The sequence below is a fragment of the Nocardia sp. NPDC050408 genome (assembly GCF_044458905.1).
In the GTDB taxonomy this organism is placed as follows: Bacteria; Actinomycetota; Actinomycetes; order Mycobacteriales; family Mycobacteriaceae; genus Nocardia.
This window is the reverse complement of sequence record NZ_JBITIL010000004.1, coordinates 523,259-548,489: the sequence shown is the minus strand read 5'-3', so window position 1 is coordinate 548,489 and position 25,231 is coordinate 523,259. Positions and strand designations below refer to the sequence as shown.

Genomic DNA, 25,231 nt, shown 5'->3' with positions numbered 1-25,231 from the left:
TCGGCTCCGTCGTGCGCGAAAGCGCGCTGTGTTGATGGTTCGCTCGCTGACGCTCGCTCACGGTTGTTCCTCCATTTCCGGGAGTTCGGACGGTCGTGGCCGGTCGATTTCCGGGTCCGGTTGCAGGGCAACGCTGTTGAACACCATCGCCAGGCACAGGTACGAGCCGGCGACGAACAGCAATTCGATCAGCTGACGTTCATCGAAATGGCGCGCCAGCTCGGTCCAGGTGCGGTCGGTGACGCAGTGGCGTTCCAACAGCTCGTCGGTCGTGGTCAGCAGCAGCCGTTGCACAGGTGACCACCCCGGTGCGGCCGGGCCGTGACGCACTGCCCTGATCTGGTGCTCGTCGAGCCCCAGACCGGCGGCCATCCGAGCGTGCTGGCTCCACTCGTAGTCCGAGCCGCTGCGCCACGCCACACGCAGGATCACCAGTTCCCGGTCCAACGGATCCAGCGCGGGACGCTCGAGCAGCAGACCGTTGAAGGCCAGCCACGCCGAAGCCAATTCGGTGTGATGTGCGAAAACCCCCAGAATATTGGGCATCCGTGGCGCGTCCGGTTCGCCCGACAGATACCGGTCCGCCGCTCCGACATGCCCGCACAGCATCGCGATCGTGCGTTCGTCCCATTCGTGCACCGGTAGCGGCACCAGACGCGGGGCCGTGGCTTCGGTCATATCACCGACCCGCCGTTCACGCCGAGTATCTGGCCGGTGATGTAGCCGGCCTGGTCGGAGCACAAGAACAAGCAGGCGGCGGCGATATCGTCTCCGGTGCCCAGATGTCCGACTGGGATTGCTTTTGCCATCACGGAGTTATCCGGCAGGTTTCCGGCTGCCTGCGACTGCCGTTGCATGGGCGTGTCGATTCCCGACGGCGGGATGGTGTTGACGGTGATCCCACTCGCGGCGTACTCGCGCGCAAGGCCCTTGGTCATCGCCACCACACCACCCTTGGCTGCGGTGTAGTGCACCATCCCTGGCGATCCGCGTTGCGCACTCGACGAGGAAATGGTCACGATCCTGCCCCACCCCGCGGCGACCATATCCGGGATGACGGCTTGCGCGCAGTGGAAGACGCCGTTGAGATTCACGTCGACGACCCGGTTCCATGCCTCGGGCGAAATCTCGGTGAACGGCGAGAAACCGACCAACCCCGCACTGGTGACCAGGATTTCGATCGCACCGAATTCGGCGCGCACCTTGCGCATCGCCGCACCGACCGCCTCGCGATCGGTGACATCGACCGCACAGGCGATCGCCGCGCCATCGGCGGCACGCAACTGTTCGGCGGCCCGCTGAGCGGCGCCATCATCGATGTCGAGAACCGCGACCCGATACCCGCTGGCAGCGAACGCCGCACAGATCGATAACCCCATCCCCGAGGCTCCGCCGGTCACCACCGCGACCCGGGGGCGCTTCGCCGGACGCCGGTCGACACCCTCGCGGTCGCTAACCGCGACAGTGCCCGTCATCGGGCATCACCGTGGATACGACGATCAGCAAGAACGCCAGCATCGCGGCGGTCGATTATTGCAACACAACGACTTTCACTTTCCTGCGCACTACACCTCAGCTCGGCGCAGGCAACGACCGCGCTCGAAAGGCGGATCTCTCCAGTGCCTCGTTCACACCTCTCGCCGATCACGTTGTGGTACTCGAGTCCTCCGGCTGCCACGCCACGAACATCTCCCGCGCCAGCGCGGGCGGTGCAGATCCACAGCGGCGGCCGTCGTACCGCCGAGATGAGAGTAGGGAGATATGCCACGCGCGACACCACATTCTTCGTTCGGCCCGACAGCGATCGAGGTTGCGCCGGGGACATCGAATGACCGCGAAGACCCACATCAGGGGCCTTAAGCGACTGATTAATTCAATCAGGTGATTAAGATATACGTGACCTGGTTCACCGCTGTCAAGCGACTTGCGAAAGCCCGGTCACCGACCCATCGGCCGACTCGATCGCGGCCGGAGACCGAACAGGCAAGAGCGCGGGTTACCTTCTATTCGCGCAACCACGAACCACACGATCGCAACGACACCGAAGGCTTCGTGCCTCACACACCTGGGAGGCCAACACCATGAAGCCCGCTCGCGCATCCGACGCCGAGGACTCACCGACACGAAGCGCCCTGCTCGACGCCGCCGAGCAAATCATGCGGGAAGAGGGCTACGCCGCGGTCAGCACCCGGCGCGTGGCCGCACGCGCCGAAGCGAATTCCGCCCTGTATCACTACTACTTCGGCAATATGGACAATCTGTTCATCGAACTGTTCCGCCGCGGAGCCGACCGCAGCTACCAACGCCAACTCGAGGCACTGGCCTCACCTCAGCCACTGTGGGCCTTGTGGGAAGCCATCCACGACCAATCCCACACCGCGTTGACCATGGAATTCGTCGCGCTGGCCAACCACCGCAAGGCCATCCGCACCGAGATCGCCAACTCCTCCCGACGCTTCCGCGCCATGCAACTCGACGCCGTCACCAAGGTTCTCGGCGACTACGGCCCCGCCGCCGAAACCTACACCCCGGGAGCACTGGTCTTACTCATGTCCAGCGTGTCGCGCTTCCTGCGTATGGAAGAAGCTTTCGACGTCGATACCGCACACGACGAGGCAATCGAGCTGATCGAATCCTTCCTGCGTGATGTCGAAGGCGAACGACGCCAACCGTGACTCGAACTCCTCTCATCGCTACCGCGGTTTCGGTGCGGCGAGTTCCCGAAGGGAAGACAAAAAGAACTCATCCATCCGCGGGCTCAGCTCGCTCAGGGTCGCGGCGCTGGCATAGCTGACGGAACCGAAGACGCGTTCGAGGGCATCGGTGCCGGTGGTGGCGCCGATCGAAAGGCACAGGCAGGCGACACCGTCGGCGCGGAGTTCTTCGAGTGCCTTGTGGGCATCGGCTTCGGCGTAGCGACCCTCGTAGCCATCGTCATAGGGAAAGCCGTCCGAAAGGACCACCAGCAGCCGGTTTTCAGTGCCTGCTTCAGTTTTGAGGATTTCGCCCGCACCGCGGATGCCTGCACCCAGGCGCGTGTAGTTCGATGGTTGGAGCTGGTTGAGCCGGGCTCGCCCGACCGCGCCGAAACGCTGTCCGAACGTCTTGATCGCCGGTAGATGAACAGCGTGGCGCCCCTGTGAGCGAAACGCGTAGACCGCGACGCGGTCGCCGAGCTCTTCGAGCGTAACGGCCAACGTCGCGGCTGCCCGCCGCTGGTGGTCGTGTACAGCGAGGCCTTCGGTATCGGTATCGGTGGCAGACCCGGAGGCATCGAGCAGGATGAGGACGCCGAGATTACGCTCGAGTTTTCGGCGTTCCAGGTAGATGTTTTCCGGCGACGAGTAGCCCGAACGCAGGTCGACGAACATATCGATGAGCGCCTCGATGTCGAGCTCGTCGCCATCGGGACGGCCGCGCAGAACCTTGGGGCCCAGGCCGATTCGCGACAAGCGTCGCCGGAGCACGTCGTCGAGCGGAACACCGGCCGCGGAGATATCGGCGGCGACTGTCAGCGGGAAGTCGATGACCCGGCACCACTCGGGCCGATACCGATGGTTGTGGACATCCCACTCCGGATAAAGCGCTCCACCTACGCCCAGCGTGGCGCCGGGCTTGCCGTCATCGGTGAACTGGATCCGTGTTGGCAGCGGCCGGGCATCGACTCCCACCTGGTACACCCGTCGAACGGCACGAACCTGCATCTCCGCACCAGCGGAGCCATCCCCGGGTGCCCGGGAGTTGCCGAACAGCTTGCGGAGTTTGTCCGACAGCGCCCGCGAGTTGAACAGCGGATTTTCGAACAGTGCGAGAATCTTGCTCCTCCCGGACTGCTCACTGCCATCGTCATCGTCGTCGTCGGCCTCGGGTAAGTCGATCGGATCGAATTCCAAGCGCAGCTCTTTGTTCGTGGCCCGCGCGCCCGGTGCGGCACTGCGTGCCAGCAATCGGGAGGGCTTGATGGCACCGAACCACTCCGGTGGGTCGGCCACCGGTACTCGGCCTCCGGCCACCTCGAGCGACTCCTCGGCGCTCGAGGTGGCCGGAGGCTCGTGCGGACCGAGCCCAGCTGCGAGTGGAATCCGCTCGGCGAGGTCGACGATCACTCGCCGACCTTCCAGCGCCAGGTAGCGCCGCGCCACCACCGGACGAGCCCGAAGCGCCTTCACCAATCGCTGATCCAGACTCCCCGCACCGAGCAGCGCGGTCTGGAGCAGCATCTCGCGGCGCTGCTCGGCGACCGAGCGGCCCGCTGAGACGAAGATGATCTGGCCGTTGGTGTGAGCAGGCTGACCAGCCGGTGCCTCCGCAACTTCGACAGCCCGGCCGGCGATGAAGGTGGCGAGGAGTCGAAACCGGTCGTGGCTGTTCGGATTGGAAACGTTCATGGTCGCGGCAGGACGGCGTCGATGAGTTCGCCGAGGGCACGGACGACATCCTGATCGTCCGAGAGCACTTGGACAACGGCCGACCGCACCGCACTGCGCAGGCTCAGCCCTTCAGCGACCAGACCGCCCGCGAGGATCAACAACCGGGTGGAGGCCACTTCACGCAGCGGTGAGCCATCCAAGTTTCGAATGGCGTGACCGAGTTCGACCAGCGCTGTCGCGGTCTCCGATCCGATCCCGGCTTCGAAGGCGACCACGTCGGTCTCGACCTCGGCGGGCGGGAAGTCGAGTTCGATGGCAACGAAACGCTGGCGGGTCGACTCTTTGAGGCTTTTCAGGACGCTCTGGTAGCCGGGATTGTAGGAGATGACCAGCTGGAAGTCGGGGGCTGCCCGCAGTGTCGTGCCGAGTCGATCGATCGGCAGTTCACGGCGGTGATCGGCGAGCGGATGAATGACCACGGTGGTGTCCTGGCGCGCCTCGACCACCTCGTCCAGATAGAAGATGGCGCCCTCGCGCACGGCCCGGGTCAAGGGCCCGTCCACCCAGACCGTCTCCCCACCCTTTAGCAGGAAACGGCCAACCAGGTCCGCCGAGGTCATGTCCTCGTGGCCCGCGGCGGTAATCAGCTCGCGCCCGAGTTCGTGGGCCATGGCCTCCACGAAGCGCGTCTTCCCGCATCCCGTGGGGCCCTTCAACAGTACTGGCGAACCGCGTCGGGCCGCCGCCCGAAAGACTGCTACCTCGTCGCCGACCGGCCGGTAGAACGGTGCTTCCAAAACCGGGAGTACAGCGGTGGATTGACTGGTCGACATACTAATTTCCTCGCTCGAATGGAACGACTTCCGGAAGCTCTGCGCCCTCAGGGAGAACGAGCCGGCCTTCCGGATTGATGTAGCCGGTGTTCTTGCCGGGGATCGGCAGAACAGGATCAGGACAGAGCCGCCCTGTCCCTTCACCACAGATGCCCATGTCGAAGTACGAACGCTTCTGGATGTCCTCGGGCCAGGGATCGGCGTGCATGGCGAACCACTGCGCGGGCAGGTTGTAGAACACGAAGAAGAACAGACTGCACGCCGCGAAAATGGCCAGGAAACGCGTAGCCTGCTGCTTCACGGCCCCGCCCTGGATCCGTTCCAGTCCTCGTTCGACAAAGGTCCGGCCACGATCGTCGGTGTAATAACGCAGCGCGCACAGACCTGCCTGGACACCTCCCCACATGAGTCCTTCATAGATCGGCCATTGGTAGTAGGTGCCGGCATTGATCGACAGGGATCGAATTGCGCCGGGGTAGGTGAAAAGTCCCATCGGCATCAGGAAGAGGCCCTCGATGACGAGATCGAAGAAGAACGTCCACACGATCAGAACGCCGATCAATCCGAAGTTGCTGATATCCGGCCACTTCGACTTCGCACGGCGCATGATCCAACATCCGAGGATCGTGCACAGCAGAACTCCGTAGGAATAACCCGCCGCGTTCATCAACAACGGTTCGGCCATCATCTGGCCCGGTTCGGCATACGAGCGCCAACCCGGAATGTGGGCCACCCACGACCCCCGATTGAACATCCAGGTGTTGTAGGTACTCCACGTGTTGAAGTAGTTCAGGAGCGGATCCTGGAAGAACAGCAGGCCGCAGGCGACCAGGAGCATGCCGTCGAGCGTGATCCGCCGCTCACGCCGCCAGGGCCTGATGATGAAGTAGTAGACGCCGATCGGCCAGCCGACCAAGATCACGGCCGTCCACGTGATGAGGATCGTCTTCATCCACGTCGGCGGGTCACTGGGCCCTGTGGGCACCCGGACGAAGAATGGTCCCGACACCCAGCGGATCCACACATACACCTGGAACGCCAGGATCAAGCCCCCGACGATCGCCCAGCTCCGGACGGGCTTGCTCGTGGACTGAGCTTTGGCACCCAAGGAGGCGACTCCGCCGATCTCCTCGGTGACGGTGGCTGCCTTCTTCCTACCCAACGGCCCGCTCATCGCGCAGCCTGCTTCGGGATCGTCGTGGTCCAACCCATGCGGATCCGCTCGAAGAGCGGACACCCTTCAGCTATCACCTCGGTGTCGGCGTATCTGTCTGTCGTCGATGAGGCAGTCATCGTCGCCCTCCTTCAGTAGCCCGTCGTCCGAAAATATACCAGTAAGAATCTGAGCGTCGGAATAGTTTCTTAGATTCATGGCATACTCGCTGACATGGCTGAGCGATGGACGAGGGAGCGACGACTCGAGCGCACCCGGTCGCTCCTGTTGGATGCCGCGCAAGAGGTGTTTGCCGAAAAAGGGTTCACGGCGGCAACCCTCGATGACATCGCTCATGCGGCGGGCTACACCAAAGGCGCCATATACAAGCACTTCCCCACGAAGGAAGAACTCTTCCTAGCGGTGAGCGACCGGTACTGGCAGCGCTACTTCGATACATTCACCGAGCTGCTATCGGCAGCAAGCCAGGTGGGAGCGCACGAACTCGACCAAGTCGCCCAGCGGTGGCGCCAACTCGCTGAAGACCGCGGCGCCGAGTCCGCCGCGCTGGGCTACGAATTCACTCTGTACCTGTTGCGCAACCCCGAGGCCCGGGAACGAGTCGCAACCAAACGAGTCGAGGTCGCCGAAGCCCTGGCACGATTCATCGTCGAAGGCCTCGATCGAATCGGCGCGACCCTGCTGATTCCCCCACTGACGTTCGCCCGCGTGCTCATCGCCACCACCGACTCGGTCGCGCTGGGAACCCAACTCGATGACGTCGACCTCTACAGACCAACCCTCGAAATGTACATGTCGGCAATCAAACTGCCCTGACGCCGGTTCATCTCCGACGTACACCATGACGGCGACCGCCGAGCCAGATCGAGAACCCGCGTGATGGTCTCGCGCGATACCGGTTCCGGCCGAAAACCGCGGCAGCTCCACCGGTCTGCCAGCAGCCGGGTCGTGAAGGTCATCATCGGCCAGGCCATCGGAGTGTGAACCGCCGCTGCGGTCGGTTTCCGCTACCGGATCGATGAGCCGATACCCAAGCCTCCGTCGACGTCGAGTACGACTCCGCTGACGTATCCGGCGGCCGGGGAGCACAGGTAGGCGGCGGCCTCGGCGATGTCTTGGGGCTGTCCGGTCTTGCGTTGGGGCACTTTGGCGATCAGCTTTTCGCGGGCCGCGGTGTTCATCGAAGCGAGCATGGGTGTTTCGATGAGGCCGGGGGCGATGGCATTGGCGGTAATGCCCTGGCGGGCGGTTTCGAGTGCGAGGGTGCGGGTGAGTCCGACGATGCCCGCTTTGGCGGCGACGTAGTTGGCTTGGCCGAAGTTGCCGCGCCAGCTCATCGAGGAGAACGAGACGATCCGGCCGTAGTTGCGTGATCGCATGTGCGGCAACACCGCTCGGGCGCAGAAGAAGGCCCCCGAGAGGGAGACATCCAATACCGAGTGCCAGTCGGTGTCGTCGATGTCCTCGATCCGGTTGTCGCGGATGATTCCGGCGTTGTTGACCAGGGCATCGATACGGCCGTGCGCACCGACGACGGCTTCGATCCAGGCGTTGACATCGTCCGAGGAGGTGACATCGACCGGATGGGCCAGGCAGGTGCGCCCGAATTCCTTTTCCAGGCGGTCAGCGAGGTCTCGGGCGGCGACGTCGTTGACGTCGCCGATGGCTACGATTGCTCCTTCGGCCGCGAATCGCTCGGCCATACCCGCGCCGAGCCCTTGGGCTCCGCCGGTCACGAGGACGACTTGATCGGTGTAGCGGTTCATTGCACTCCCAGGAATGTGATAGTGGCTCGGCATGCCTTCAGGCCGATCGGCGTTGCAGGAATGCGGTCAGCGAGGCCGGTACGTCATTGGTGTTCCAGTGCTGTTCGAAGTCGGCGAGTTCTCGGGCCAGTCCTTGGTTTTCGTCCATAGTGGTCAGGGTGTGCAGGAGGGCTTTGAACGCGGTTTGGGCCGGACCGCCGGCTTCGGCCAGTTCGATCGCGGCGGCTCGTGCGCAGGCGTGCACTTCCTCGGCCGGCACCACCGCGTGCAGCCAGCCGGTGGTGGCGAGCCGCTGGGCGGGGACCAGTTGTCCGGTCAGGGCCAGCCACCGTGCCGCGGAGTCGCCGATTTTGCGTGGCAGTCGCACGCTCGAGCCCGCGGCCGGGAGCAGGTTGTTGCGGATGTGCCCGTCGCCGATCAGTGTCGTGTCGGCGGCGACCACCACGTCACAGGCCAGTGCAAGCTCCAGACCACCGGCCACAGCGTGGCCGTGCAAGGCGGCCACCACCGGCAGGCGGCTGGTCTCGAGCCGAGTGACCACGGCCGAAACCCGGCGCAGAAACTGCGTCGGCCCACCCGGGGTGTCGGCCAGGCTCAGAAAGTACCGCAGGTCGGCGCCGGCGCAGAAGCTCTTGCCCGCTCCGGCGAGGACAAGGCACCGGGTGTGCGGATCTTGTTCCGCCTCGGTCACCGCGGCAGCCAGAGCATCGATCAACTCGGGGTCCAATGCGTTGCGGCGGTGGGGGCGGTTGAGTGTCAGGGTGCGGATCGGACCGGTACGGGTAACCAGGACCGGTGCGGGCAGGTTCATCGGGCACCCGCGCCCAGGCCGGCGTCCTCGCGGCGCCGCTGCCGCAGCTGTGCGCGCTGGATCTTGCCGCTCGGCGTCTTGGGCAGGCTCTGCACAAAATGGATACGCCGCGGGTAGGCATGCGCGGCGTAGTTCTTCTTGACCCATTGCTGTAGCTGCTGGACGAGATCGTCGGAGACGGCGGCGCCGGGCGCGAGGACCACGAACGCCTCCACGACCTCGCCGCGCACCTCATCGGGACCAGCGACCACTGCGGCTTCGCTGATAGCGGGGTGCTGCAGGAGCGTGGATTCGATGTCGAACGGGCCGATGCGGTAGCCGGCCATAATGATGACGTCGTCGTCGCGCGCGGAGAACCGCACGATCCCGTCGGCGTCGATCGATGCGATGTCACCGGTCAGGAAATAGGCGCCCCCGGCGCGGAATCGGTCGCCGCCGCGCCCTCCGACATAGCCGCGGAAGGTCATCAACGGACTGCCCGCGACCACGATCGCCAGCCGCCCGGTCTGACCGGACTCGACCGGTGCGTCGTCGTCCTCGCCCAGGACGGTGATCTCCCAGCCCGGCAGCGAAGTTCCCATCGCACCGGCCAGCACCGGCCGTCGCAGGCTGGGGTGGTGCGGGAAACCGATCGGCATGCCGAGTTCGGTCTGGCCGTAGTGATCGTGCACCTCGAGCCCGAGCGCGTCGCGAGCCCAGTCGTTGACCTCCGGGGTCAGCGGCTCCCCCGCGCTCGACAGCCGGCGCAGCGCGAGCCCCTGGGGAACTGGCAGGCCGGAGGCGCGCAGGCCGCGGTAGACCGTGGGCGCAGCGGTGTAATCGGTGACCGCGCGATCCTTCAACACCGTCCAGGTGTCGGCGGCCGAGAATCCGACGCGCAGCAGCAGCGTCGGCACACCGGCCGCCAGGGGAGCCACGATCGCGGTGTAGAGCCCGTAAGCCCATCCCGGGTCGGCGCCGCACCAGAAAACGCTGTCGGGCCCGACGCCCAGACCGAACTCGAGGTAGCTCTGCCACCCGGCTGCATAGCGCACCGGATGCACCACACCCTTGGGTTTGCCGGTGGTACCGGAGGTGAACATGTGCACCAGCGCCCCGTCTCCACCGACCGGCGTCGAGCCGATGTCTTGCCACGAGGCCGCGACAAGGCGGGCGCTCAACCCGTCGGGGGAATCGGTACCAGCGACGATCAGCGTCCAGTCACCTGCGGGCACTTTCGCCCGCTGATCCTCATCGGCCACGACGAGCCTGACCTCGGCGTCGGCGAGGCGGGACCGGATCGCATCCTCGGCGAACGCGGTGAACAACGGCACGTAGACCGCGCCCAAGCGCCAAATACCGAGCACGACCGCGACCAATTGGGCGCTCTTGCCCATCACGGTCGCGACCCGATCCCCGCGCCCCACACCGGCCGCGGACAGAACCGCAGCCGCTCGTCGCGACGCTTCGGCCAGCTCGCCGTAGGTGTATTCGATCGCGGCCAAATGCTCGTCGACGATCATCAGGGCTCGAGCCGATGCCGGATGACGGTCGCACAGCAACCAGGCCACATCCGCATCCGGCGTCCCGAATTGTTCGAGGAACTCACCGACACGTATTGCATAGTCAGGACTCACTACCGCTCCAATGTGGGTACGTAAAACAGTTCATTGGTACCCAAAAGAGTACCGTAGGAATGGTGACGGATAAAGCCCGCTGCTCGCAGCTGCTCGAGGATGGGTGTGAAACACTCGATCTCATGCCTCGTACGGCCTCGGCGCGTCAAACGACGGTCAACACTCCCCGTAAGCGACGCGTTGATGTGGCGCGGCGTGACGACCTGCTGCGTCAGGTCCAGGAGATCTTTCTCAGCGAGGGTTTCACCACCATCACCATCGGCGAGCTCACCGAGCGCCTGCATTGCTCCAAGGCCACCCTCTACAGCGTCGCCGCGACCAAGGAACAGCTGGTGGTACTGGCGACCAAACAGTTCTTCGGCGAATCGGCCGAACTCATCGAAGCCGATGTGGCCACCCAGACCGACCCGCAGGCCAAGATCCTCGCGTACCTCGGCGGTATCGCGAATGCCATGCGGCGCAACTCGAATGCCTTCTACCAGGACATGGTCGCTTTCGCTCCCACCGCCGAGATCTACGCGCGCAACACCGCCCGCGCGGCCGAACGTGTCCATGAACTGATCGATGATGGGATACGGACAGGTCGTTTCCGTGCCACCGACGGCAGGTTCGCCTCCCAACTCGTCGCACTCGCCATCGAGGGAGTCCAGTCCGGCGTCCTGCTCGAGCGCACCGGCCTGTCGGCGGCAGACGCCTTCAACGAACTGGCGGCCCTACTGTTGAACGGGTTACTCCACAGCCCTGACTGACCCGTTGCCGTGCACAATCTGCCGGCGTGGGCGCTCTCGCCGAGCATCCTCGGCGCTGGCGGGGTCGTGAGCGGCGCGATAGCGGGCGCGAGGGCGGCCGAGTCGCAACACGAGCCCCCTAGCCACGCCGACTCGGTCCCGTATGCCGCGAAGGTCTGGGGCTGACCGCTGACCTTCGCGGCGGCATTCTAGGTGGCGGGGATCACCGGCAGGATCAGCCGGGAGGGCCGCGTGGAGTCGTGGAAGATCTTCTGGTGGGCGACACGGTGCTCGATGGCCACGGTCGGATCCTCTCCGGTGTTGAGGTTGCGGTCCCAGCGCGGGAAGTTGCTGGAGGTGACCTGGACCCGGAGCCGATGCCCTGCCTTGATCACGATGCTGGTCGACCACAGGTCGATCTCGTGTTCATCGATGCGTCCGGGCTCTGTGATGACGCGGGTGATGCCGTCGACGATGTTGAGCGAGGTTCCTCGTTCGTCGACAGCGCACAGCCGCACGACCCAGTCCGTAGCGGGCCCGTCGGTGGCGGCGAACAGGGTCGCGGTGACCCGGCCGGTGATCTCGAGGTCCTCAGGGAGCGGGTCGCTGGTGAACACCAGCACATCCACACGGGACTCCACTGCCTGCTGGTCGAGGGCTCCGGGGCGGAAATCACTCGCCATGATGAGCGCGCCGCCCGTGGTCGGCACAGGGTCGGCGGGATCGTAGACGTAGGACGAAGGCGCCTCGTTCTCTGCCGGGGCACAAGTCGACAGATGACCGTCGGGATGGAGGAAGAACTCGGTGTCGCGGGCGCGGGCGAGGGGCCATTGCGGCTCGTGTCGCCACTGATTCAGACCCATGACGAAGATGTCCACGCCCGGGTCTGGTTCCGCGTCGACCGGTTCGCTGGGCAGGAACTGGTCGAACCAGTCCAGCTGAATACCGGTCATGGTCCCGTCACAACTCGGTGGCGCCACCGAGGCCAGCCCGTAGTTCACCGCACCGACATGCTCTGGCCTGGGGCTGAGGAGACTCAGATGTTCCCATGGCCCGACGATCAGTCGAGTCGTGTGGCCCTGTTCGCGTGCGGCGATGTAGTTGTCGATCGAGCCCTGCGAGAACACGTCGTACCAGCCCGCGACGTTCAAGGACGGGACAGTGACCTCACCGTGCCTGCCCGCGACCCGGGCCTGGGCCATCGAGGCGGGATCACGCAAGCCGCGCTGCACGCCGATATCCGGCAGGTTCGTGCGCACCAATGCCGGCGACGCGCCTGAGGGCAACTCCCTATATGTCACCTCGGCGAGCCGGTCGAAGTCGCGAATCGTGGTACCCAGCTTGGCGAACAGCTCCTCGGTATCCGCCGCCACCTTCGCATACTGGCCCGCCGAGACCATCAGCGACCACCACAGATTCAATCCGTGTTCGATCGCTCCGCCACGGAAGAAGATTCCGTCGGCGGGCTCGCACCAGGTGACCTGCGGCGCGATGGCGCGCAGGTGCGGCGCCCCCGCGATGGCCGCAGCCCATTGGGTGTTGCCGGTGTAGCTTGCACCGAACATTCCCACATTGCCGTTGCTACCGGGCAGCGCAGCGGCCCACTCGATGGTGTCGTAACCGTCTTGCTGCTCATACGCCCACGGCAGCCACTCGCCGTCGGATGTGAACCTTCCTCGCGTGTCCTGCTGCACCACGATGTAACCGCGCCGAACAGCTTTGAGCGTGTCGAGCTGGGCGGTCCCCTGCGGCGAAGCCTTGTCGTAGGGGGTGCGCTGCACGAGAACCGGCCACGGCCCCGCACCGACGGGCCGGTAGACGTCGGCCCGCAGAATCACCCCGTCACGCATGGGTACGGACACGTCGAACTCGATAGCCACTTGACTCATTGGATCCTCACTGATCACTCGGACACTCCATCACGACGGCCCGAAAGAAACTTAACTGGGTACCAGCGTATTCGATATAGTACCCATCGTGACCAGACACACAACCCGTACGCAACTCATCATGAGTAGCGGGGTCGTCATTGCACCGTGAGCCTACGAGTGCGAGGGTTCGGCTACCGGTCCGCATGAGGGTCATCGCGCGTTTCGGGTGAATGGCCTCTATCGTCGGGTTCTCCGGCTGACGGCTCGTTGCGAACTTCAGAAGGTGCGCTCGGCTACCTTCACCCGTTCGCTCGCCTGCAACGCGGCGCGCAGTTCGTCGGCCGACAGCGGCGCGGCCGGAGCTTCGAGCATGCGCTCGACCGGCACGCTGGGGTCGGCAAGGTAGATCCGGGTGTATGCACCGGCCTCGGGCTCGAAACGCCAAGTCTCACCTGGCGTTCCGGCGTCGACGGTATCGAATCCGAGCCGGTCGATCAGCTCTGCCGCCCGAGTCTTCGCCCCTTGGTCCGTGCCCGCGATGGGTAGAGCGCTGCGGTCCGGCGCCCCGGCTGGGCGGGCGAGCTGCGGGATATGGTGGGCCAGGATGTTGTTGAATGCCTTGACCAGCAGGGCGCCCGGCAAGAGCTGCTGGGCCAATTCAGCCGTGGTCATCTTTTCGGCGTCGAGTTCGCCGATCCGACCGTCGCGGTGAGGATAGTAGTTGCCGGTATCCAGCACGGTCCGGCCCCGCAGTAGTTCAGCAGGCAGAGAGCTGTACGCGGTCAGCGGGATGCTGAGCAGGATTGTCTCCCCGGCGCTGGCAGCCTGCTCCACGGTGCCTGCCGTGGCTCGCGAACCCAGTTCCTCGACGAGATCGGCCAGGCTCTGCGGCCCCCGCGAGTTGGCGATCACGACATCGATGTCCGCCGCGACCGCCAGCCGCGCGACCGCGGACCCAATATTTCCGCTTCCGATGATTCCCAGTGTCGGCATCGTATTTCCTCTTCCTTGTTCCTTGTTGCGGGTCGCCCAGAGCCATACGCCCGTGGGCGGATAGGCCACCGGGCAGATGGCTAAGACGTGACGTCAGGTGTCAGGGGCAAGTCGTCGACGCGTGAGGTGCGCCAAGGCAGACGAACTCGTCGACCGCCTGAGAGTTTCATGATCCTTTTGTCCTTGCTGCCGGTCGACTTGCAAGCCTGGCGGGCAATGCTCGAGGTGGACGGCCCCCAGTGCCGGAAGCGCCGGACGGGGGCCGGTCAGGCCGGGCTGGCCTCGGCCGCGGCGGATACCTCGGCCCACTCCTGCCAGCCCTCGAGCCGGTCGGCGTAGATCTGCGGGACGACCTGGAGGGGAAAGGTGCCGAAGAAGATCCGGGACGGTGGGGTGTCGGCGTCGACGACCTTCAGCAGCGCGGGGCCGACGCCCGCCGGGTCGGGATTCGGGAGGGTGGCGAAGCTGGCGTTGACTGCCTCCCGGAAGCTGTCGTAGGCGGACAGCGGTGCGGAATAGGCGGAGGACGTGTTGAACTCGGTGCCGAAGGGGCCGGGCTCGACGACAGTGACCTTGATGCCGAAGGCCGCTACTTCCTGGGCCAAGGAGTCCGAGAGTCCCTCGACGGCTGCCTTGGTGGCGGTGTAGCCGCCCGTTGTGGGGAAAGCGGCGAGGCCGAGCAGGCTGGACACGTTGATGATGTGGCCGCTGCCCTGAGCGCGGAGGTAGGGCAGTGCCGCCTGGATGACCCACAGGGTGCCGAACATATTCGTCTCGAACTGGGCGCGGACATCGTCTTCGGTCAGCTCTTCGACCATGCCGAACAGGCCGTAGCCGGCGTTGTTGACGACGACGTCCAGGCGTCCGAAGTGCTCGTGGGCATGCTGGACGGACTCCGTCACGGCGGTTTTGTCCGTGACGTCGAGGGGCAGCGGCAGTATCGCGTCGCCATGGGCGGCGACCAGGTCGGCCAGTGCGTCGGTGTTGCGGGCGGTCGCTGCGACCTTGTCGCCACGCGATAGCGCGGCCTCGGTGAACCGGCGGCCCAGGCCGCGCGAGGAACCAGTGATGAACCAAATCTTGCTCATGGGAAGCACTCCTCAAAAGGGATACGAAGACAACTTATGAGACCATATACCAATATGGGATGGAGTACCACATAGGGTCTGTGTACTACACTCATGGCATGGCTGAGACATCCAGGACCATGGCCTCCACGCTGCGGGAGCGGACACGAGCCGCGATGCGCGATGAGGTCAGCGAGGTCGCGTTCCGGCTGTTCTCCGAGCAGGGCTTCGACAACACGACGGTCGAACAGATCGCCGCCGAGGCGGGCTTGTCGCGCACCACCTTCTTCCGGTACTTCGGCACCAAGGAGGAGCTCGTCCTCGGCAGGATGGGTGAGTTCGGCCATAAGATGGCCGCCGCGCTCGCCGCCCGGCCCGCCGACGAGCGGTCCTGGGAAGCATTGCGCCGCTCGTTCGACGTGATCACCGAGTCGAATACCGACGAGCCTCAGCCATTTCTGAACCTGATGCGGTTGCTCGACGACGCCTGCGCCCTGATGACCCGTCAGTGGGAGAAGACGCAGGGCTGGCAGAGCCTCCTGGTGCCGGAGATCTCCCGCCGGCTCGGCGGTGACCCGGAGTCCGCGAACAACCTCCGCGCCCAGGCCCTTGTGGCGTCGGCGATTTCCTGCCTCGACGCCGCAACCGACGCCTGGAGGGCAGCCGACGGGACCACTCCGTTGTCCGAACTCCTCGACCAAGCCATGGGCGTACTGGTCGAGCCGACAGCATAGCCAAACGGCGAGGCCCCCTTGACCGACCGCGTGCGGCGCGTTGTCGATTCATCCAGGGGTGGCTGTGGGCTGTTCCGTGGAATCGCCGAGACGGGCAGCCACAATTCAGTAAAGGTAGATGGCGAGCATGGTTGTCCAGATAACAGCTAGCCAAGTGTCGGTGGTGATTTTCAGCCAGGTCGGGGCGTGTCGGATTTCCATGAAGTAGCGGATGATCAGGCGGCATTTGATCAGTCCGAGGACAACCACGGCGATGATGAGTCCGGTATCGAGCCTGGTGCTGTCGGCGTGGCCGGGGGCGAGTTGCCAGGCGAGCAGGGTGATCGCCGTGAGTGCGATCCATGCGTAGATGATGCGTTTGTTGTCTCGGATTCGTGTTTTGTCGGTGGCGGTTCGGGTCGTCATTGGGTTACCTCATGAGGTAGATGATGGCGAAGATGACGACCCAGAGCAGATCGATCATGTGCCAGAACAGGGCGCCTTGTTCGACGATGCTCACCCGTTGCCTGCGGGGGTTGCGTAGCTCTTGGACGACGATTCCGAGGATGAGCATGCCGAGTAGTAGGTGTGCGAGGTGGATGCCGGTGAGGGCGTAGTAGAAGCTGAAGAATTCGTTGGCGACGGTGTAGCCGTTGGTTAGCTCGTGGTGCCATTCATAGATTTTCAGGGCGATGAATACCAGTCCGCATGCGCCTGCGGCGAATACAAGTCGTCGCGCTGTCCGGATTGCTCCCTGTCGGGTCGAGATGACGGCCAGGGCGACGAACATGGAGCTGGTGAGCAGCACGACGGTGTTGGTGACACCGATGCCGATGTCGAGGTGTTGCTGGGCGGTGGAGAACTCTTGGGCCGATCTCGCGCGGAAGACCATGTAGACGACGAAGTAGCAGCCGAAGAAGAACAGGTCGCCCAGGATCATCACCCACATGTCGATATCGCCCGGCATGTGTCGTGCCCGTTCAGCTTCGGCCGAGAGTGGTTCGGTCTCCGGGGAGATGCCTTGATCGGAGATGGTCATCGCGTGGCCTCGGCGGGGTAGAGGGGTGGGGTATGTGTGCTCTCGGCTTTTGTGGCGTTGCGCAGGATTGGTAGCAGGCACACGACCCACAGTCCGAAGACGACTACCGCGATGTAGAAGGTGATCATTCCGTTCCAGGAGAACGCCCCGGAGCGGAAGACCCACATCTGGGTGGCAAGGACTTCGGTGACGATCTGCCAGATGGAGATGTAGGCGAACCATTTGGGGAAGATGTGGTTACGGTCGTAGAGGATCGCGATCGCCAGCACAGTGTAGGCAGCGGTGAAGCAGCCCAGGGATCCGTTGTAGGACAACATGCCCAGGTCGTAGAGCAGGTGTTGGATCCCGGGATCGCGGTCGGGGCGGAAAGTCGCGGTGAGCCAGCAGATGAGCAGCACGTGGAACCCGGGGATTGCGCCGACTCCCATTCCAGCGATGTAGGCGTAGGCCAGCAGCGATCCCGAGGACATGCGTTTCATGAAGTAGCCGATGATGCCGTTGGAGACTGCCGCTCCGCCCGCGAGGACCAGTAGCACCGCGAAACCGGCCTGGATTCCCCACTGATGCTTGTCGAACCACTGCGCCACTTGCAGATCAGTCACGTCCGGGCGCGGTGGTGGTGTTGCCCTGCCGAAGAATACGACCCCTACCGACAGGGCGGTGTAGAAGGCGGCGAACAGCCAGTAGATGATCCAGACATCGAGCCCCGCTCCACTTTTCGGGGTGGCGCTTCTTGCTGTACCAGAGGTGTTGGTCACGGCGGTCACGACGCGATCCCCTCCTGCTGGATCTGGCGTCGGAGCGCGGATCGCACGAGGAAGAACATCACCGCGACGAACAGCGCGAAGGCGCCGTTGCGGAGCCAGAACGAGACGAAGCCGTCCCACGCCAGCGGCCCGTCCCGGAACACCGCGGCACCGGCCGAGGGGGCCATGGCCAGCGCCGTCAGAAGTGCGTAGGGCGAGACCCATTTCGGAAAGATGGGTTGCGGTTGTTCATCGAAATACACTGCCAGAGCGAGCAATACGAACTGGGCGACCAGCATGCCGATCGGCGCGATAAAGACGATCCAGGCGAGGTCGTTGAGTACCTGAACCAGTTCCACACCCCGGTCGGCGCGGAAAGCGGCGACGGCGAAGAAGATGTTCGACAAAGCGAACAAGGTCACTCCGGCGACGATCGCGGTGAGGTAGGAGAAGGCGAAGATGTGGCTCTGGCCCCTCATGCGCAGCATCTGACCCATTATCAGCACGAAGAACGGCACGATCATGACCCCGCACAGGTTGAAACCGACCATGCTGAATCGGATCAGCGGTGTGTTGTCGGCGTAGAACTGCGCTACCTCCGTCGCTGTCATGTTCGGCGACATCGGTGGGAAAAAGCCGGGAAACGCAACGAACAGCGCGAGCAGCACCAGGGCGACCACCGGGGTCGACCACAGGATCACCTGGTGGGCTCTCAGATTCGTGGCAGTCGATTGCTCCTCGTCCTCGGTGAGTGTCTGCATGTCGTTGACTCCCGTCGGATGAATGGGTTGTCGAGGTCGGACCGGCCACCGTGCGGCGGCGCTGGCCGATGATTGCGCCGCTGGGGCTCATGGGGAGCAGCATCGCAAGTTTTCTGACTATGGTCAATAATTGTGGTGCGCTAAAATCCCTGCTATGGCGATAGATTCACACAGGCCAAGAGGTGACGATCGTCAGAAAAGGGCGACGCCGCTACGGGCTCGATCCCATGCCAGCCGGGAAGCGATCATGCAGGCGGCCATGGCGTTGTGGCGCACCAAGGGTTTCGCCGAGACCACGGTCACCGACATCTGCAAAGCCGCTGGTGTGTCGAAAGCGCTGTTTTACGTGTACTTTTCACGGCGAGAGGACGTACTCCTCGCAGTGGAGGTGTTCACCATGCGCGACGCGCATCTGGCCGCCGAAGCCGTCTTCTCGGGCCCTTACGAACTGGTCGACGTGATCACCGCGGTCATCGGCACCCTCGAACAGCGTGCCCGCCACTACCCTCCAGAGCTGGTCTTCGAAGCGGTCTTGGAAACCTACCGGCTCGAACGACAGGCCCTCGCCGAGGGCGCCACCCAGGCCGACATCGCCTACCTTTTTCTCGAACCCTTCCGGCAAGCCCACCGCGACGGCCGCATCCCCGCCGAGGTCGATGTCGTGCGCACGGCCCGCATCGCGCAGACGCTGGTGGCCGACGGTATCCGCTGCTGGGCGGCCGCAGGCTTCGATGACCCCGCGCTCACCGAAACCCTCGCCGCCGAGATCAGCACCCTGCTCACGGCGGCCCCCACCACTCGCGTGTTGAGCTCGGACGCATAGCCGGGCTGCGGCTCCGCAGCCGCGGCGCGGCTCCACCGCCTTGGGAGTAACCCCGGATGGCCAGCGGGCGACGGGCTGCTGTCGGCCCTTGCCCCAAGAACAGCCGCACGCAGCGGCTACCTCATCATCACCTGCGGCGTGGGCCTTTCCTGGTCATACGTAGACCCCATACCTCGAGGGTTGTCGCCATCGCCATGTATTGCAGGTAGGCGGCTATGACGAGCTCGCCGCCGTAGTCGTGCAGCCATCCCCGTAATGGCAGCAGTGCCGCCACACCGAGGCAGATCAGCAACGCACCCAGCACCAGTGCCGGAATCCTCAGTGGCGCGAGCTGTTCATCGAGCAGAGCACGGGCGGGCCGCCCCGTATCTGCGGCGGAGCGCGAGTTCGGCTGGGCGGCGGCGGGAATTCCGGTACCGCCGGTCTCGAAGGGGTTGGGTACGGACGCTGAGTTAGCCATAGCGTTCTCCAGGCCGAACTGCGATCGACCAAGGTAGCGATTCGATATGGAATATGGCGCGAGACGGGTGATCGCCGTGATCGGCGACCGATCCGTCCTGTCATGCGGCACGATGGCCGCTCCCCGACGTTTATGAAGGCTAACTATTCTCTGGCGTTAGCGGGGCGGTAATTGAACTTCGAAAAAGCACCGCTGCTCACACGCCCCGGCGCGTTGGCGCGAGACCGAATCGTGACCTTGCACGCAGGTATGGTCCTGAACTTGGAAAATAGCTGTCCGGAGGGTGGAATTCGGGGCCCGGCCCGGAGGACGCGCGGCCCACTGAAGTTACCGAACCGATATCCAACATCGACGGCGCTACAGCGCCAAGTCCGCCGGCGAGGCATCCCAGACGCGGTGCGGCAGCGCCGTCAGCCCGGTGAACACCACCATCAGCGTCCAGGTAACCACCCACACAGCCCGCAGACACGGCCGCAGCTAACCATCGCGACACCCATCCGTGTGCGGATGCCTTGCCCACGACGATTACGGAGCGATGATCCGCAGCCGTATCGCATGGCTGCACGCACAATCAGACCGGAGTTTGCCGCAACGGAAGTCGGAAAGTCGACTCGAACGAGTGCACTAACCGCGGACACCGGTCACAACCGGCACCAGGTACCTGTGCGCGAATGCGGCGAGCTCGTCGTCGGAGTTCAGCGGGGCTGTCCCGTGCGGGGCGAGGATGAGCGAATGGACTATGCGGCAGACGATTTCGGCGCGGATCATCAGGTCGTCGGAGTCGGCGAGTAGTCCGCGCTGTACCGCGCGTTCAAGTGTGGCGGCGGTTGCGGCAACGCACATGGTGAAGGTGGTGGCGCCGTCGACCGTGAGTTTCATGATCACTCGCTCGGGTTCGATCGCCAGCATTCGTTCGACCATGGGATGAGTGCGCCAGCGTGTCACGACCGTGACGAATACGTCGGCGACGAGGTCGTCGATGCCGTTGTGACGTTCGGGCATCGCGGCGAGTTCCGCCAGCAGGGTCGCGACCTCGCGGCTGATCACAGCCTGCACGAGATCATCGCGTGAGCCCACCCGCCGGTAGACGGTGACACGATCGACCCCGGCCTGCCGGGCGACGTCCTCGATCGTCGACTTCTTGACGCCGACCTTCGAGAACTGCACGAGGGCGGCATCGAGTATCCGCGTCTCGAGATCGTCCGCATCATCGCGGCTCAGGGCTGCTTTCGACGCCGTCTTCACCGGTTCGACGCTAGCAGAAAGTGCTCGTTGTGCAACAATTTCAGAAAAAATGTTGCGCGCAACATTGCAATGCAATTTGTTGCACTGTACGGTCGCCGTATGGCTGACACGGCTGGCGCGACGAAGCGCACCTACGGCGACGACGCGCATGCGATCAATGCGCGCGATGTCCATTTCGAGTTCGATTCCGTGCCGATGCACTACATCCCCGGCGAAGTGCTGGCCACCCACATCGTCAATGTCATGCACCTGGTGCTGCCCGAGGGTGAGCGGGCCATGGCACAGGCGCTATCCGAGGCATTGCCGCATATCCACGACGAACGCCTGCGGGAGGAGGTGATCGGGTTCGTCGGGCAGGAGACCATGCACGCCAACAGCCATGAGGCGGCGCGCAGGCATCTGCAGTCCATCGGCCTGGACGTGGACTCCTATGTCCGCAAGGTGGCGTGGCTGGTCGACCGCGTTCTCATCGATCACGGCCTGACCGGACGGGCCGAGGATCAGTGGCTCAAGGAACGCCTCGGACTGTTCGCCGGCATGGAGCACTACACCGCTGTGCTCGGCGAATGGCTGCTCAATGCGGACATTCTCGAGGAGAAGGGCATGCATCCGGCCATGCTGGATCTGGTGCGCTGGCACGGTGCGGAGGAAGTCGAACATCGCAGCGTGGTCTACGACGCGTACATGTATGTCGACGGCAGCTACGCACGCAAGGCACGGACCGCGATCGTGGCGAGCCTGACGCTGCTGCCGCTGTTCATCGTGTCGACGGCGTACATGTACCGGAAGGACCCGGATGCCGACAAAGGCCGATTCTGGTTGCGGCAGTTCGCAAGTGCCACCCGCCGCGGCGTAATCCCCAGTTGGACGGTCTTCCTCACCGAGATCCCACGCTATCTGCGGCCGGGCTTCCATCCCTCGCAGCTGGGTCCGATGGACAAAGCGCTGCGGTATCTCGGGTACTCGCCCGCCGCACGGACGGCGGGTCACTGATGGGCGGCGAGCATACCGATGCCACACCGGTGAGTCTGCGGGTGCTCGGCGGGATCATGGACGTATACAAGAGCGTCTTCGTGAAAGGTGGCGCCGCACCACTGCTGTCGCGGCCGAAGCCGGTGCGGCGCACGGGATTCGAGCTCGATGTACGCATCGAGAGTGTCGAACACCAGACCGATGATGTGGTGAGTCTGACACTGCGCGCGGCGGGTGGCGGCCCGTTGCCGACGTGGCGGCCGGGTTCTCATGTGGATGTATTTCTGCCCTCTGGCCGACAGCGGCAGTATTCACTGTGCGGGGATCCGTCGGACCGCTTCCGCTACCGGATCGCAGTGCGTCTCATTCCGGACGGCGGCGGGGGCTCGCGGGAGGTGCACGAGACGCTACGGGTCGATGATCGGCTGCGAATCCGCGGGCCCCGCAATGCATTCACATATATAGACGCCCCCTCGTATCTGTTCCTGGCCGGCGGCATCGGCATCACACCGATCCTGCCGATGGTGCGAGCGGCGGGCTCACGTGGTCGCCTCGTGTACGTCGGCCGCTCGCGCGACACCATGCCTTTCCTGCATGAGCTGCCCGGCGCGGATATCCGTCCCGACGACGAATTCGGTGTCACCGATATCGCCGAACTCATTGGTCGTGCCGAACCCGGCGCGGCAGTGTACGTCTGCGGACCGCCGCCCATGCTGGCGGCCGCGCAACGCTGCATGTTCGAGCTGAATCCGACCGGTTCGCTGCACACAGAGCGGTTCTCGGCGCTACCCGTCACCGACGGCCACGCATTCGATATCTCCCTCGCACGTACCGGCGGCACCGTTCGAGTCGCCGCGGACGAGACCACGCTGACCGCGCTGCGTCGTCGGCTCCCGGATATCGCCTACTCCTGCCAACAGGGCTTCTGCGGTACGTGCAAGGTCGGCGTCATCGCCGGAATCGTCGATCACCGCGACCGCCTGCTGACCGAATCCGAACAAGCCGACCATATGTTGGCGTGCGTGTCACGTGCGGCTGGCGACGAACTCGTGCTCGACCTCTGAACGACACCGCGTCTGCGTGCGGGAACACCATTGCCGCCCAGCCTGATTCATGCCAGCAGGGACGAACCCTTCGCCGACGACGATCGCACTCGCCGACCGCCTCAGCGCCGCAGGGGCACACTGCGACCTGCGCTTGTGGCCCCGCCGAATGCACGCCTTCCACACCCTCGCGGCGCTGGTGCCCGAATCCCGGACGGCATACCGCGAATCCGGCCGGTTTGTCATTGCCGCCGTCGAATCCCCTGCCGCACAGGCAATCTGAAAGAAGTACCGTCATGAGCTTTGATACCCTCTGCGCCGCCTTCCAACACACCGCTGCCATCGATCCGGACGCGGTCGCGGTGCGCACCGTGGGCGGCACCCAGGAGCTCACTTGGGGCGAATACGCAGCCCAGGTGCGCCGCATCGCCGCCGGCTTCGCCGCGCTCGGCATCGGGCGTGGCGACACCGTGGCCCTGATGATGGGCAACCGGGTGGAGTTCTACCCGATCGATGTCGGCGCACTGCACGCGGGAGCCACGTCCTTCTCCGTCTACAACACCCTGCCGCCCGAGGGGATCGCCCATGTGCTGAACAATGCGGGCGCTTCGGTGGTGGTGTGCGAGGCGCAATACCTCGACCGCATCCGAAGCTCCGGCGCGGCCCCAGCACACATCGTCGTACTGGACAGCGACACAATTGAGGGCACGCTGACCCTGCAGCAGCTGCAGACGCTCGGCACCAGCGACTTCGATTTCGAGAAGTCCTGGAAAAATACGAAGCCCGACGATGTCGCCACCCTCATCTACACTTCCGGCACCACCGGCAATCCCAAGGGCGTCGAAACCACGCACGCCAACCTGCTGTTCGAGGCCTATGCGCTGGCCCAGGTGCTGCCGATCGAATTCGGCGACCGAATCACCTCGTTCATGCCCTCGGCCCATATCGCCGACCGGTTGACCGCGCTCTACCTGCAGATAGTGTTCGGCACCCAGGTGACGGTGGTGGCCGAACCCGCGCTCATCGCGGCGGCGCTGCCGGACTGCCGCCCGACCATCTGGGGTGCGGTCCCGCGGGTGTGGGAAAAGCTGAAGGCCGCAATAGAACTCGGCGTCGCCAACGAGCCCGATGCGGTGCGCGCCGCTGCCCTGCGCTGGGCTCTCGACACCGCACGCAAGCGCATGGACCTACTGCGTGCTGGAGCGCCGGTTCCAGCCGACTTGGCCGCCGAATTCGAGAATGCCGATGCCGCCGTACTGTCGGCACTGCGCGCGAAACTCGGCTTCGGCGAACTGAAATGGACCATCTCCGGCGCCGCACCGATCCCAGCCGACACCCTCGCCTTCTTCGCCGCACTCGGACTACCCATCTCCGAAATCTGGGGCATGTCCGAACTCACCTGCATCGCAACCGTATCCCCTTACGCACCAACCGAGCTCGGCACAGTCGGTCGGCTGGTGCCCGGAATGCAGATGCGGCTCGAGCAAGATGGTGAGCTGTTCGTGCGCGGCCCGCTGGTCATGAAGGGCTACCGCGGCGAACCGGGGAAGACAGCCGAAGCCATCGACGCCGACGGCTGGCTCGCGACCGGCGATGTGATGACCCGCGACGACAACGGCTGTTTACGCGTCGTCGACCGCAAGAAAGAACTCATCATCAATGCGTCGGGAAAGAATATGTCGCCCGCCAATATCGAGAACGCGGTACGCGCGGCCTCCGGTCTGATCGGCACCATCGTCGCCGTCGGCGACGCCCGCCCCTATGTCACCGCTCTGGTGACGCTGGATCCGGACACCGCTGCGAGTTTTGCCGCCGAGCACGGATTACCGGTCACCACACTCGTCGAGCATCCCGACATCATCGAACGAGTCCGCACCGCCATCGATTCCGCAAATCAGGTCCTATCTCGCGTAGAGCAGATCAAACGCTTCCGACTGCTACCGACCTTCTGGGAACCCGGCGGCGGCGAACTCACCCTCACCATGAAACTGCGGCGCAAGCCGATCAGCGAGATGTATGCCACCGACATCGATCTGCTCTACGCCGACCCACAGCCCGCTGGTGTGTACTCCCCAGCCACGAAGGAGACCGTCTCCCGATGACCCGCTGGTTCCCCTCGCCGAGCGACGACTAAGGCGGTCGGACGTCGATCATTTTGCGCGGGAACCAGTTTCGTAGGCGGTGAGGTCGACGCGAGCGG

27 protein-coding genes are annotated in these 25,231 nt (G+C 64.5%); 9 read left to right on the top strand and 18 right to left on the bottom strand.

What is annotated here, in order from left to right; translation table 11 throughout:
* Positions 1 to 57 precede the first annotated feature (57 nt).
* Together ACIBJI_RS15750 and ACIBJI_RS15745 are read right to left on the bottom strand one after the other, a co-directional pair.
* Positions 58 to 678, bottom strand: a complete 621-nt coding sequence (locus ACIBJI_RS15750) for a carboxymuconolactone decarboxylase family protein (RefSeq protein WP_327097623.1) — start codon at positions 676 to 678, stop codon at positions 58 to 60.
* Positions 675 to 1,475 carry an SDR family NAD(P)-dependent oxidoreductase gene (locus tag ACIBJI_RS15745; protein ID WP_396955395.1) on the bottom strand — a complete coding sequence of 267 codons (801 nt, stop codon included), beginning with the start codon at positions 1,473 to 1,475 and terminating at the stop codon, positions 675 to 677. Before ACIBJI_RS15745 ends, ACIBJI_RS15750 begins: the two co-directional genes overlap by 4 nt.
* Before the next feature lie 606 nt (positions 1,476 to 2,081).
* Here ACIBJI_RS15745 and ACIBJI_RS15740 point away from each other — a divergent pair.
* A complete protein-coding gene (locus ACIBJI_RS15740; protein WP_364343643.1) occupies positions 2,082 to 2,675 on the top strand; it encodes a helix-turn-helix domain-containing protein in 594 nt (197 codons plus the stop codon).
* 18 nt (positions 2,676 to 2,693) lie between these two features.
* Here ACIBJI_RS15740 and ACIBJI_RS15735 read toward each other — a convergent pair whose 3' ends face one another.
* From ACIBJI_RS15735 to ACIBJI_RS15725, 3 genes are read right to left on the bottom strand one after another with little or no spacing between them, the layout of a single operon-like run.
* Positions 2,694 to 4,388 (bottom strand): VWA domain-containing protein, encoded by a 1,695-nt coding sequence (locus tag ACIBJI_RS15735; RefSeq protein ID WP_364343646.1) that lies wholly within the window; start codon positions 4,386 to 4,388, stop codon positions 2,694 to 2,696.
* Entirely contained in the window at positions 4,385 to 5,203 is an 819-nt protein-coding gene (locus ACIBJI_RS15730) for an AAA family ATPase (RefSeq protein ID WP_397084617.1), read from the bottom strand. Before ACIBJI_RS15730 ends, ACIBJI_RS15735 begins: the two co-directional genes overlap by 4 nt.
* Position 5,204: 1 nt before the next feature.
* Positions 5,205 to 6,377 (bottom strand): spirocyclase AveC family protein, encoded by a 1,173-nt coding sequence (locus ACIBJI_RS15725; RefSeq protein WP_397084742.1) that lies wholly within the window; start codon positions 6,375 to 6,377, stop codon positions 5,205 to 5,207.
* 213 nt (positions 6,378 to 6,590) lie between these two features.
* On the opposite strand from ACIBJI_RS15725, the gene ACIBJI_RS15720 reads away from it, so the two are divergent.
* A complete protein-coding gene (locus ACIBJI_RS15720) occupies positions 6,591 to 7,193 on the top strand; it encodes a helix-turn-helix domain-containing protein (RefSeq protein ID WP_327097618.1) in 603 nt (200 codons plus the stop codon).
* Here ACIBJI_RS15720 and ACIBJI_RS15715 read toward each other — a convergent pair.
* The 4 genes from ACIBJI_RS15715 to ACIBJI_RS15700 are packed head-to-tail and all read right to left on the bottom strand — an operon-like array spanning position 7,145 to position 10,570.
* Positions 7,145 to 7,336 carry a nitroreductase family protein gene (locus ACIBJI_RS15715; RefSeq protein WP_397084614.1) on the bottom strand — a complete coding sequence of 64 codons (192 nt, stop codon included), beginning with the start codon at positions 7,334 to 7,336 and terminating at the stop codon, positions 7,145 to 7,147. The genes ACIBJI_RS15720 and ACIBJI_RS15715 overlap by 49 nt on opposite strands.
* Positions 7,337 to 7,384: 48 nt before the next feature.
* On the bottom strand, positions 7,385 to 8,143 hold the full coding sequence (locus ACIBJI_RS15710) for an SDR family NAD(P)-dependent oxidoreductase (RefSeq protein ID WP_364343659.1): 759 nt from the start codon (positions 8,141 to 8,143) through the stop codon (positions 7,385 to 7,387).
* Positions 8,144 to 8,180: 37 nt separating this feature from the next.
* Positions 8,181 to 8,954, bottom strand: coding sequence for an enoyl-CoA hydratase/isomerase family protein (locus tag ACIBJI_RS15705; RefSeq protein ID WP_364343662.1), 774 nt, complete (start codon positions 8,952 to 8,954; stop codon positions 8,181 to 8,183).
* The gene (locus ACIBJI_RS15700; protein WP_397084612.1) at positions 8,951 to 10,570 is read right to left on the bottom strand and encodes an AMP-binding protein; all 1,620 of its coding nucleotides are present in this window, start codon (positions 10,568 to 10,570) and stop codon (positions 8,951 to 8,953) included. The genes ACIBJI_RS15705 and ACIBJI_RS15700 overlap by 4 nt, the downstream gene beginning before the upstream one ends.
* Positions 10,571 to 10,632: 62 nt before the next feature.
* Between ACIBJI_RS15700 and ACIBJI_RS15695 the strand changes: the two genes are divergently transcribed.
* Positions 10,633 to 11,319 carry a TetR/AcrR family transcriptional regulator gene (locus tag ACIBJI_RS15695; protein WP_397084610.1) on the top strand — a complete coding sequence of 229 codons (687 nt, stop codon included), beginning with the start codon at positions 10,633 to 10,635 and terminating at the stop codon, positions 11,317 to 11,319.
* Between the two features lie 188 nt (positions 11,320 to 11,507).
* On the opposite strand, the gene ACIBJI_RS15690 is transcribed toward ACIBJI_RS15695, so the two are convergent.
* The 3 genes from ACIBJI_RS15690 to ACIBJI_RS15680 all read right to left on the bottom strand — a co-directional run bounded on the left by ACIBJI_RS15690 (position 11,508) and on the right by ACIBJI_RS15680 (position 15,250).
* Complete coding sequence (locus ACIBJI_RS15690; RefSeq protein WP_364343671.1) at positions 11,508 to 13,187, bottom strand: CocE/NonD family hydrolase; 1,680 nt, start codon at positions 13,185 to 13,187, stop codon at positions 11,508 to 11,510.
* Between the two features lie 258 nt (positions 13,188 to 13,445).
* A complete protein-coding gene (locus ACIBJI_RS15685; RefSeq protein ID WP_397084608.1) occupies positions 13,446 to 14,231 on the bottom strand; it encodes an NADPH-dependent F420 reductase in 786 nt (261 codons plus the stop codon).
* Positions 14,232 to 14,428: 197 nt separating this feature from the next.
* Positions 14,429 to 15,250, bottom strand: a complete 822-nt coding sequence (locus ACIBJI_RS15680) for an SDR family NAD(P)-dependent oxidoreductase (RefSeq protein WP_364343677.1) — start codon at positions 15,248 to 15,250, stop codon at positions 14,429 to 14,431.
* A gap of 98 nt (positions 15,251 to 15,348) precedes the next feature.
* Between ACIBJI_RS15680 and ACIBJI_RS15675 the strand changes: the two genes are divergently transcribed.
* The gene (locus ACIBJI_RS15675) at positions 15,349 to 15,963 is read left to right on the top strand and encodes a TetR family transcriptional regulator (protein WP_397084606.1); all 615 of its coding nucleotides are present in this window, start codon (positions 15,349 to 15,351) and stop codon (positions 15,961 to 15,963) included.
* A gap of 105 nt (positions 15,964 to 16,068) precedes the next feature.
* Here the strand turns inward: ACIBJI_RS15675 and ACIBJI_RS15670 are convergent, their stop codons facing one another.
* From ACIBJI_RS15670 to ACIBJI_RS15655, 4 genes are read right to left on the bottom strand one after another with little or no spacing between them, the layout of a single operon-like run.
* The gene (locus ACIBJI_RS15670; RefSeq protein ID WP_364343683.1) at positions 16,069 to 16,368 is read right to left on the bottom strand and encodes a cytochrome C oxidase subunit IV family protein; all 300 of its coding nucleotides are present in this window, start codon (positions 16,366 to 16,368) and stop codon (positions 16,069 to 16,071) included.
* 4 nt (positions 16,369 to 16,372) lie between these two features.
* Positions 16,373 to 16,981 carry a cytochrome c oxidase subunit 3 gene (locus ACIBJI_RS15665; RefSeq protein ID WP_364343686.1) on the bottom strand — a complete coding sequence of 203 codons (609 nt, stop codon included), beginning with the start codon at positions 16,979 to 16,981 and terminating at the stop codon, positions 16,373 to 16,375.
* Positions 16,978 to 17,748 (bottom strand): hypothetical protein, encoded by a 771-nt coding sequence (locus tag ACIBJI_RS15660; protein ID WP_396955385.1) that lies wholly within the window; start codon positions 17,746 to 17,748, stop codon positions 16,978 to 16,980. The genes ACIBJI_RS15665 and ACIBJI_RS15660 overlap by 4 nt, the downstream gene beginning before the upstream one ends.
* The gene (locus tag ACIBJI_RS15655) at positions 17,745 to 18,488 is read right to left on the bottom strand and encodes a hypothetical protein (RefSeq protein ID WP_364343689.1); all 744 of its coding nucleotides are present in this window, start codon (positions 18,486 to 18,488) and stop codon (positions 17,745 to 17,747) included. The genes ACIBJI_RS15660 and ACIBJI_RS15655 overlap by 4 nt, the downstream gene beginning before the upstream one ends.
* A gap of 247 nt (positions 18,489 to 18,735) precedes the next feature.
* On the opposite strand from ACIBJI_RS15655, the gene ACIBJI_RS15650 reads away from it, so the two are divergent.
* Positions 18,736 to 19,311: a helix-turn-helix domain-containing protein gene (locus tag ACIBJI_RS15650; protein ID WP_364343692.1), complete on the top strand. Its 576-nt coding sequence runs from the start codon at positions 18,736 to 18,738 to the stop codon at positions 19,309 to 19,311.
* A gap of 127 nt (positions 19,312 to 19,438) precedes the next feature.
* Here ACIBJI_RS15650 and ACIBJI_RS15645 read toward each other — a convergent pair whose 3' ends face one another.
* A complete protein-coding gene (locus ACIBJI_RS15645; protein WP_364343695.1) occupies positions 19,439 to 19,771 on the bottom strand; it encodes a hypothetical protein in 333 nt (110 codons plus the stop codon).
* Positions 19,772 to 20,395: 624 nt separating this feature from the next.
* Complete coding sequence (locus tag ACIBJI_RS15640; RefSeq protein ID WP_364343698.1) at positions 20,396 to 21,016, bottom strand: helix-turn-helix domain-containing protein; 621 nt, start codon at positions 21,014 to 21,016, stop codon at positions 20,396 to 20,398.
* Between the two features lie 99 nt (positions 21,017 to 21,115).
* Here ACIBJI_RS15640 and ACIBJI_RS15635 point away from each other — a divergent pair, with 99 nt between their 5' ends.
* Genes ACIBJI_RS15635 through fadD11 form a run of 4 tightly spaced genes read left to right on the top strand, consistent with a single transcriptional unit; the run spans position 21,116 to position 25,133 of the window.
* The gene (locus tag ACIBJI_RS15635; protein WP_364343701.1) at positions 21,116 to 22,009 is read left to right on the top strand and encodes a metal-dependent hydrolase; all 894 of its coding nucleotides are present in this window, start codon (positions 21,116 to 21,118) and stop codon (positions 22,007 to 22,009) included.
* A complete protein-coding gene (locus tag ACIBJI_RS15630) occupies positions 22,009 to 23,052 on the top strand; it encodes a PDR/VanB family oxidoreductase (protein ID WP_397084603.1) in 1,044 nt (347 codons plus the stop codon). The genes ACIBJI_RS15635 and ACIBJI_RS15630 overlap by 1 nt, the downstream gene beginning before the upstream one ends.
* 49 nt (positions 23,053 to 23,101) lie before the next feature.
* Positions 23,102 to 23,314, top strand: a complete 213-nt coding sequence (locus ACIBJI_RS15625) for a hypothetical protein (protein ID WP_364343704.1) — start codon at positions 23,102 to 23,104, stop codon at positions 23,312 to 23,314.
* Between the two features lie 13 nt (positions 23,315 to 23,327).
* Entirely contained in the window at positions 23,328 to 25,133 is a 1,806-nt protein-coding gene (fadD11, locus tag ACIBJI_RS15620) for a fatty acid--CoA ligase FadD11 (RefSeq protein WP_364343707.1), read from the top strand.
* Positions 25,134 to 25,231: the final 98 nt, after the last annotated feature.